7 protein-coding genes and 1 pseudogene are annotated in these 7925 nt (G+C 73.5%); 5 read left to right on the forward strand and 3 right to left on the reverse strand.

Annotated elements, in window-relative coordinates; all coding sequences use genetic code 11:
• Window positions 1-80: 80 nt before the first annotated feature.
• Both CBZ_RS16750 and CBZ_RS16755 read right to left on the reverse strand, forming a co-directional pair.
• A complete protein-coding gene (locus CBZ_RS16750; RefSeq protein WP_130782623.1) occupies window positions 81-1256 on the reverse strand; it encodes a flagellin N-terminal helical domain-containing protein in 1176 nt (391 codons plus the stop codon).
• Window positions 1257-1403: 147 nt separating this feature from the next.
• Window positions 1404-2294: a sigma-70 family RNA polymerase sigma factor gene (locus CBZ_RS16755; protein WP_130782624.1), complete on the reverse strand. Its 891-nt coding sequence runs from the start codon at window positions 2292-2294 to the stop codon at window positions 1404-1406.
• A gap of 374 nt (window positions 2295-2668) precedes the next feature.
• On the opposite strand from CBZ_RS16755, the gene flgN reads away from it, so the two are divergent.
• The 5 genes from flgN to CBZ_RS16780 all read left to right on the forward strand — a co-directional run bounded on the left by flgN (window position 2669) and on the right by CBZ_RS16780 (window position 7343).
• A complete protein-coding gene (gene flgN / locus CBZ_RS16760; protein WP_130782625.1) occupies window positions 2669-3148 on the forward strand; it encodes a flagellar export chaperone FlgN in 480 nt (159 codons plus the stop codon).
• A gap of 15 nt (window positions 3149-3163) precedes the next feature.
• Window positions 3164-4606, forward strand: coding sequence for a flagellar hook-associated protein FlgK (flgK, locus tag CBZ_RS16765; RefSeq protein WP_130782626.1), 1443 nt, complete (start codon window positions 3164-3166; stop codon window positions 4604-4606).
• A 7-nt stretch (window positions 4607-4613) separates the two neighbouring features.
• The gene (gene flgL / locus CBZ_RS16770; protein WP_130782627.1) at window positions 4614-5525 is read left to right on the forward strand and encodes a flagellar hook-associated protein FlgL; all 912 of its coding nucleotides are present in this window, start codon (window positions 4614-4616) and stop codon (window positions 5523-5525) included.
• Window positions 5522-5956: a flagellar assembly protein FliW gene (locus CBZ_RS16775; RefSeq protein WP_130782628.1), complete on the forward strand. Its 435-nt coding sequence runs from the start codon at window positions 5522-5524 to the stop codon at window positions 5954-5956. Before flgL ends, CBZ_RS16775 begins: the two co-directional genes overlap by 4 nt.
• Before the next feature lie 169 nt (window positions 5957-6125).
• Entirely contained in the window at window positions 6126-7343 is a 1218-nt protein-coding gene (locus tag CBZ_RS16780; RefSeq protein WP_130782629.1) for an EAL and HDOD domain-containing protein, read from the forward strand.
• Window positions 7344-7418: 75 nt separating this feature from the next.
• Here the strand turns inward: CBZ_RS16780 and CBZ_RS16785 are convergent.
• Window positions 7419-7925, reverse strand: a pseudogene (locus CBZ_RS16785) (sacsin N-terminal ATP-binding-like domain-containing protein); the annotation flags it as partial.

The raw sequence follows: 7925 nt of genomic DNA on the forward strand, positions 1-7925 counted from the left end.
GGCGGGCGGCTGGTCGGCCGCCCGCCACCGGAGCGCTCAGGTGGTGGCCGTCCCCGGTCGGGGGGTGGTCACCGGGGGGATCACCGCAGGAGGGACAGGACGCCCTGGGGGATCTGGTTGGCCTGCGCGAGCATCGCGGTGCCGGCCTGCGAGAGGATCTGGGCCCGCGTGAACGAGACCATCTCCGACGCCATGTCGGTGTCGCGGATCCGGGACTCCGACGCCGACAGGTTCTCGACCGAGACGTTGATGTTCTTGATCGTGTGCTCGAAGCGGTTCTGCATGGCACCGAGACCGGCGCGAGCGGTCGAGACGGCCTCGATCTGCGCGTCGATCCGGCCGATGGAGGTCTGCGCGGCGTCCGCCGTGCTGAAGTCCAGACCGGTGGTGCCCGGGACCAGCGCCACGGAGGCAGCCGCACCGGTGCCCGCCGAGGCGTGCGTGCCGGCCGTGTTGCCGCCGTAGACCGCCGCGCCGTCCTTGGCCGTCACGACGAGCTGGTTGTCCTTGTTGACCGAGGCCGCGAGGTTCTTCGAGAAGTTCGCGTCCTTGTTCAGCGCGGCGGCCAGGTCGTCGACCGTCTTGAAGGTGCCGGCAGCACCGAGGTTGGCCGTCGTGACGGTCGTGTCGACGTTGTTGCCGCCGACGGTCTCACGCGTGGTGAACGTGAAGTTGCCCGCCGCGAGCGTCGGGGTGACGACGTCCATGGTGGAGCCGGTCGTCGCCGCACCGAGCTGGTCGGCGATCGACTTGACGTTGGCGCCGGACAGGTCGACCGAGATGCGGCTGTTGGCGTCGCCGTCGGCACCCACCTGGAAGTGGAGCGTGCCGGCGGAGCCGTCGAGCAGCTTCGTGCCGTTGAAGTTGGTCGACTCGCCGATGCGGCCGAGCTCCTTGACCAGGCTGTCCGCCTCGGTCTTGATGTTGGCGCGCGCCTTGTCGTTGTTCGAGTCGTTGGCGCCCTGGACGCTCAGGTCACGCAGACGCTGCAGGATCGCGTGCGTCTCCGTGAGGGCACCCTCAGCGGTCTGCACGACCGAGATGCCGTCCTGGGCGTTGCGGGCGGCGACCTTGAGGCCACCGACCTGCGAGCGCAGACCCTCGGAGATGGCCAGACCGGCCGCGTCGTCGGCCGCACGGTTGATGCGGAAGCCCGACGAGAGCTTCTCGAGCGACTTGCTCAGGTCGTTCTGCGTGTTCGAGAGGTTGCGGTACGAGTTGACCGCGGCGATGTTCTGGTTGATCGAGAGACCCATCGTTCTCTTCCTCCTTGAGTCGGGTCGAGGTGGCCCATCCGTGGGCGCACCCTTCACATCGGCTGTCGTCGCCAGGCCTGAGGGATTCCGTCGAAGAAGTTTCCGGCGAGGTCCCGGGCGGTCCGGCGACTCCGGCCGGCCGGGGCGTCAGGCGCCGCGCGGCCGGGCCAGGCTGGGGGTCCCGTCGGCGGCGACGGTGACGCCGCGCTGGTGCGGGAGGGACGTCAGGCGGTCCCCGGTGGGGATCGACGTGACGAGCGCCGCGCGGGCGGCGACGGCGGCGAAGTAGGACTGGCGGCGGCGCTCGGCGACACCGTCGGCGCGCGCGGGCGCGGGCACGAGGTCGGGGTCGAGGCCCGCGTTCATGCCGTCGCGGAGCAGCGTGAGCGCCTCGGTCCGGAGCTGGCTGATCCGCGACTGGGTGACGCCGAGCTCGGCGGCGAGGTCGGCGACGGACCGGTCCTGGAGGAACAGGCCCTCGACGACGGTGCGCAGGCGGTCGGGCAGCGTCTCGACGGCGGCGCGCATCCAGCGGTGGCGCTCGTCGGCGAGCAGGCTCTCCTCGGGCGTGGGCTCGCCGTCGACGACGAGGACGGCGGCGGTGCCCTCGGTGGCGTCCATCGACAGGACGCGGCGCTCGGCGTCGCGCAGGGCGTCGTCGACGGCGCGCACCTCGACGCCCATGGCGCCGGCGAGCTCGTCGCGGGTGGGCTTGCGACGCAGGGCGGCGGTGAGCCGCTCGGTGGTGGCGGCCAGCTCGCGGACGCGCTGCCGGGCGCCGCGGGAGGCCCAGTCCATGGACCGGAGCTCGTCGACCAGGGCGCCGCGGATGCGCAGCGAGGCGTAGCGGGCGAACGGCACGCCGGTCTCCGGGTCGTACGCCTGGGCGGCGAGGACGAGGGCGAGGCTGCCGGCCGAGGCGAGCTCGTCCCGCGACACGGTCGGCGGGACGCGGTGGAGCATCTCGCTGACCGCGTACCCGACGAGGGGGAGGTGGGTGACGACGAGCTCGTCGGTCGCCTGAGTGGTTCTGGTCACCTCCACTCGTTCGGACCACAGGACGCCTGCCTTGAGTCATGGGATGGCCCACGGCGATGACTGGACGCCTGCCCAGGTCGGCTGCCCGCGGCAAAGACCCGCGCCATGCTGGGGAAACGATTCATGTGGACGTTTGCCCAGGTCAGATATGTGATGTGCGTCACACCTGAGAGCGCGCTGTGGAGTTTTCGGACGCATCCCGACGCACCGGACGGGGCCCGCGAAGAAGCGCTTCGATGACCGCCCCTGTGACAGCGCTCCCACGGCTGTTCGTCGAATCTGCCGCGAAATCGTCACAATCACCCGAGCCCGGCCGATGGAAGGACCAGACGCCCGGCGGGAATGACCTCGCCCGGGAGAGTGGAGGACTGACGATGCCCCTCAACGGGCTCTCCGACGCGCTGTGGCAGCAGCGCAACCTGCTCGAGCTCCTGCTGTTCAAGCTCGAGGAGGAGCAGCTCATCCTGACGAGCGGGCGCTCCCGCTGGCTCGCGCACGCCACGCGCGAGGTCGAGACCGTGCTCGACGAGATCCGCACCGCCGAGCTCGGCCGTGCCCTCGCCGCCGAGCTCGCCGCCGTCACCCTGGGCCTGCCCGCCGAGTCCAGCCTCGCGCAGATCGCCGCCGCCGCACCCGCCCCCTGGGACGACCTGCTGCGCGCGCACCGCGACGCCTTCACGTCCCTCGCGACCGAGATCGCCCAGCTCTCCGACGGCAACCGGGAGCTGCTCACGCTCTCCCACCGCGCCACCCAGGAGACCCTCGCGACGCTCCAGGACGTCCACACCTACACCGGCACGGGCGCGACCGCGGCGACCAGCCACGCCGCGCAGCTCGTCGACCGGACCTTCTGAGGAGACCCCCACCGCATGAGCACCTTCTCCGGCCTCGGCACCGCGCTGAGCTCGCTGATCGCCCAGCGCCAGGCCCTGGACGTCGCCGGCCAGAACGTCGCCAACGCCAACACCGTCGGCTACACGCGCCAGCGCGCGTCCATGTCCGCGCTGCCCGCCGCGACCGTCCCCTCGATGTTCTCCGTGTCCCACGGACCCGGCGAGGGCGTCCGCGTCACGGGCATCGAGCGGCTCGGCGACGTGTTCCTCGACCTGCGCGTGCGCACCCAGACCGCGGGCGCGTCCTACCTCTCGGCCCGCGCCGGCGCGCTGTCGACGCTCGAGACGAGCCTCGGCGAGCCCGGTGAGACCGGCTTCGCGAGCCAGCTCGCGTCCATGTGGGGCGCCTGGTCCGACCTGTCGAACACCCCGAACAAGGACGCCGCCCGCGCGGTCGTCCTGCAGGACTCGCAGGCCGTCGCCGACCGTCTCGCGAGCCTCTACACCGCGACGCAGACGCAGTGGACGCAGGCCCGCACCACCACGGTCTCGCTCGTCGAGCAGGTGAACACCACCGCGGCCGGCGTCGCCGACCTCAACGCGCGGATCCTCGAGATCACCAACTCGGGCGGCACCGCCAACGAGCTCAAGGACCAGCGCGACCTGCTCATCACCAACCTCGCGTCGCTCGTCGGTGCCAGCGCCACGACCCGCGAGAACGGCCAGGTCGACGTCCTCGTCGGCGGCAACGCGCTCGTCTCCGGCGGCCGCACCCACGCGCTCGCCGTGCAGGGCGCCGCGTCCTTCGCGCAGGCCACCGGCGACGCCGTCACCCCCGGCCAGCCGGTCACCGTCGTGTGGGCCGAGCGGCCCACGCAGAGCGCCGGGCTCGACGGCGGCCGCGTCGCCGGGCTGCTGTCCGTGCTCGCCCCCCCGAACGCCTCCGGCACCGGCGGTGCGCTCGCCGAGGCCGCGAAGAGCTACGACGCGGTCGCCGACTCGCTCGCGACGAAGGTCAACGCCCTGCACACCACCGCCGTCACCACCGGCGGCGCGGCGGGCGGCGCCTTCTGGAGCTTCACCGCCGGGCAGCCCAAGGCCCTCGGCCTCACCGTGGCGATCACGAACCCCGCCGACGTCGCCGTCGGTGCCGTCGGCGGCGGTCCCCTCGACGGCTCGGTCGGCAGCGCCATCGCCGACCTCAAGAAGGCCGCCGGCGGCCCCGACGCCCTGTGGTCCGCCACGGTCGTCGACCTCGGCGTCCGGACCGCGAGCGCCACCTCCCGCGCCAAGGTCGCCGAGTCGGCCCGCGCCACCGCGGAGCAGCAGCAGCTGGCCGCGACGAGCGTCGACACCGACGAGGAGACCATCAACATGCTGGCGTTCCAGCGTGCGTACGAGGGCGCCGCGCGCGTCCTGACCGCCGTCGACGAGATGCTCGACACCCTCATCAACAGGACCGGCCTCGTCGGAAGGTGATGACGCGATGATCCCCCGGGTGACCCACCTGACCGTGCAGCGGCAGACGCTGTCGAACCTGCAGGGCAACCTCACGGCCATGGCCGACCTGCAGGCCCAGCTCTCCAGCGGCAAGAAGATCACCGTGCCGTCGGACGACCCCGCGGGGGCGTCTGACGTGCTGCGGCTGCGCGGCGAGCAGCGCGCGCTCACGCAGTACTCGCGCAACGCGACCGACGGCGACTCGTGGCTCACGACCGTCGACTCGGCGCTCCAGGCGTCGCTCACGGCCATGCGCCGCGCCCGCGACCTCACCATCCAGGGCGGGAACGGCGGCCTCGGCCAGTCCTCCCGCGACGCGCTCGCCGCCGACATCGAGGGCGTGCGCGCCACGATCATGGACCAGGCGAACGCGAGCTACTCCGGTCGCACGGTCTTCGCCGGCACCTCGGACGCGGGCTTCGCGTTCGACCCGGGGGCGAACCCCCTGGACCCGCCGGCCGTGAAGTACGCGTGGCACGGCGTCGCCGGGTCGTCGGTCGAGCGCCGCGTCAGCGACGCGACGACCGTGCGGGTCGACGCCGACGGCTCCGCGGTGTTCGGCGACGGGGACACCTCGGTGTTCGCGCTCCTCGACGAGGTCGCCGGGATCCTGCGCGCGGGCGGCGACCCGACCTCGCGCCTCAACGACATCGACGCCCGCATGGAGGCGATGCTCACCGAGCTGTCGTCGGCGGGCGCCCGGCAGAACCAGGTCGGCTCCGCGCAGACGGCGATCGTCGGCAACCAGCTCACCACGAAGACGCAGCTGTCCGGGATCGAGGACATCGACCTCGCCCAGACCATCCTCGACATCCAGATGCAGGAGGTCGCCTACAACGGCGCGCTCGGCGCGGCGGCGAAGGTCCTCCAGCCCAGCCTGATGGACTTCCTCCGATGAACATCGCACCCACGACCGTGCCGGTCGCCGCAGGCGGCGTCGTCCTCGACGTCCCCACCGAGCTGCGCCTCGTCACCGCCCTGCCCGGCCTGCCCGGCCGCACCGAGTACGTCCTCGAGGCCCTCGACGACACCGGCGTGCTGTTCGCGCTGCGTTCCGTCGACGGCGGCGACGCCGCCCGGGAGGTCCGGCTCTTCGTCGTCAGCCCCGCGCTGTACTTCCCCGACTACCGTCCGCGCATCGACGCGGGCGCCCTCGGGGACGGCACCGACCCGGACGACGTCGTCGTGCTCGTCGTCGTGCACCCCGGTGCCGGCGAGGCCCCGCCGACCGCGAACCTGCTCGCGCCCGTGCTGGTCGACCGCGCCCGCGGCCGTGCCGTCCAGTCGGTCCTCGAGGAGGACTGGCCGCTGCGCGCACCGGTCGGCTGACCCGCCCCGTCTGCCCCCGGTCCGGCGCCGTCTGGCCGCCGTCCGCCCGACGTCCGGCCGCCGTCTGCCGTTCGTCCGTCCGCGGCCCGTGGGCCGCTTGCCCTCAGGAAGCGCCGCCCGCTGCCGATAGGTGGACCAGCAGCACTGCACCGCACCTGGAGGCCATCCGATGCACGATCTGGACCACCCGAGCACACGCGTCGGGTCCGCGGTCGTCCACCGCCAGCCCATCGTGCACCCCGACCGCTCGGTCTTCGGCTACGCCGTCCGCGCGTCCGTCATGGCACCCGACGGCTCCACCGAGCCGGAGAGCCGCGTCGAGCACCTCGTCGAGGCGCAGTACCGCATCCTCGACCCCGACCTGCTGGCCGGCGACAAGCTCCTCATCCTGCGCGCCACGACGCGCGTCATGATGGGCGGCTACGACCTGCCGCCCGCGGGCGGCGGCGTCGTCGTCGAGATCCCCGAGCGCATGTCGTTCCACGACGGTGCCGTCGACCAGGCCGCCGCGCTCAAGCAGCTCGGCTACGGCCTCGCGCTCGGCGACTACACCGGTCTCGCGGCGCACGACGAGCTCCTCACCGTCGTCGACTACGTGAAGATCGACGTCGCCGAGCACCTCGACGACCTCGACGCGCTGGTCGCCCGCGTGCACGGCGCCGGTGCGCACGTCATCGCGGAGCGTGCCGACTCCCGCGACCGGATCCACGCCGCGCTGTCCGCCGGTGCGGACCTGCTGCAGGGCCCCATGTTCGAGCGGCACCGCTCCGACTCGGGCCGCCAGCTCTCCGCGGGCGAGGTGCAGTGCTTCGAGCTCGTCCGGCTGCTGTCCGAGGAGTACCCCGACCAGGCCGCCGTCGTGCACGTCGTCGAGTCGGACCCCGAGCTGACGATGCGCGTCCTGCACCTCGTGAACTCGTCCGCGAGCGGCCTGCGCCGGCACATCGACTCCGTGCGGCAGGCCGTCGTCCTCGTCGGTCCCCGCCAGCTCGGCGCGCTCGCCATGGCGTCGCTCGTCGACGCCCGCACGGCCGCCGTCGGCCCGCTGTGGTCGGTCCTGACGCGTGCGCTCACGTGCGCCCGCCTCACCGGGACGGACGCCGGGTACACCGTCGGGATGCTCTCCGCCGTCGCGTCGCACCTGCGCCTGTCGATCGAGTCGGTCATCGAGCGGTCCGGCGTGTCCGACGCCATCGCGAGCGCGCTCACCGACCAGACCGGTCCCCTGGGCCCCGTCCTCGCCGCGGTCCTCGCGCACGAGGAGAACGACACCGCCGCCGTCGTGGCCGCCGGGTTCGAGCCGATCGAGGTCGCGCACGTGCACCTCGCGGCCATCCCCGAGGCCCTGGCGACGGCCACCGCGCTCGCGACGCCCGTCGGGGTCTGACGGGCGGACGTCAGCCGTCCGGGACGTCGTCGACGCCTGCGCTCGGCTGGGTCGTCGGCGTCCGACCGGCGGAGGTCAGCCGTCCGCGACGTCGTCGAGCAGCGCCTCGGCGGCGCGTGACGGGTCGGCGAGCACGGCCTCGACCGCGTAGCGCGCACCCCAGCGCCCCGCCGCCTGCGCGAGCCCGGCCGCGAGCCCCGCGACGTGCACCGCGTGCACCACCGCACCCGGCCCGTCGCCCTCGACCCACCAGTCGACCGGTGCGCCGTCGACCGTGAGGTCCTCGTGCTCGACCCACGTCGTGGGTGCGCCCGGCAGCAGCGCGAGGGCCTCGGGCGGCACGTCGACGGTCTCCCCCGCGCCCGACACCTCCCCCGCCGCGAGGTCCTCGACGAGCGGCAGGTCGAGCACCTGCGCCGTCCGGGCCGTGCCCGGCACGACCGCGGCGACGTCGGTCCGCTGCCACCACATCGGCCGGTCGGCGACCGCGGCGTCCTGCGCGTGCACGACGGCGGCCCGCCCGGGGCCGACCAGGGCGGGCACGCGCTGCGGCGGCTCGTCGGGCGCCGCCCCGCGCCACAC

Origin of the sequence: Cellulomonas biazotea (assembly GCF_004306155.1) — a bacterium.
Lineage (GTDB): Bacteria > Actinomycetota > Actinomycetes > Actinomycetales > Cellulomonadaceae > Cellulomonas > Cellulomonas biazotea.

Bases quoted from the DNA above. Each gene is read 5' to 3' on its own strand.
- CBZ_RS16750 (WP_130782623.1), bottom strand. From the start codon at position 1,256: ATGGGTCTCTCGATCAACCAGAACATCGCCGCGGTCAACTCGTACCGC.
- flgN (WP_130782625.1), top strand. From the start codon at position 2,669: ATGCCCCTCAACGGGCTCTCCGACGCGCTGTGGCAGCAGCGCAACCTG.
- flgK (WP_130782626.1), top strand. From the start codon at position 3,164: ATGAGCACCTTCTCCGGCCTCGGCACCGCGCTGAGCTCGCTGATCGCC.
- flgL (WP_130782627.1), top strand. From the start codon at position 4,614: ATGATCCCCCGGGTGACCCACCTGACCGTGCAGCGGCAGACGCTGTCG.
- CBZ_RS16775 (WP_130782628.1), top strand. From the start codon at position 5,522: ATGAACATCGCACCCACGACCGTGCCGGTCGCCGCAGGCGGCGTCGTC.
- CBZ_RS16780 (WP_130782629.1), top strand. From the start codon at position 6,126: ATGCACGATCTGGACCACCCGAGCACACGCGTCGGGTCCGCGGTCGTC.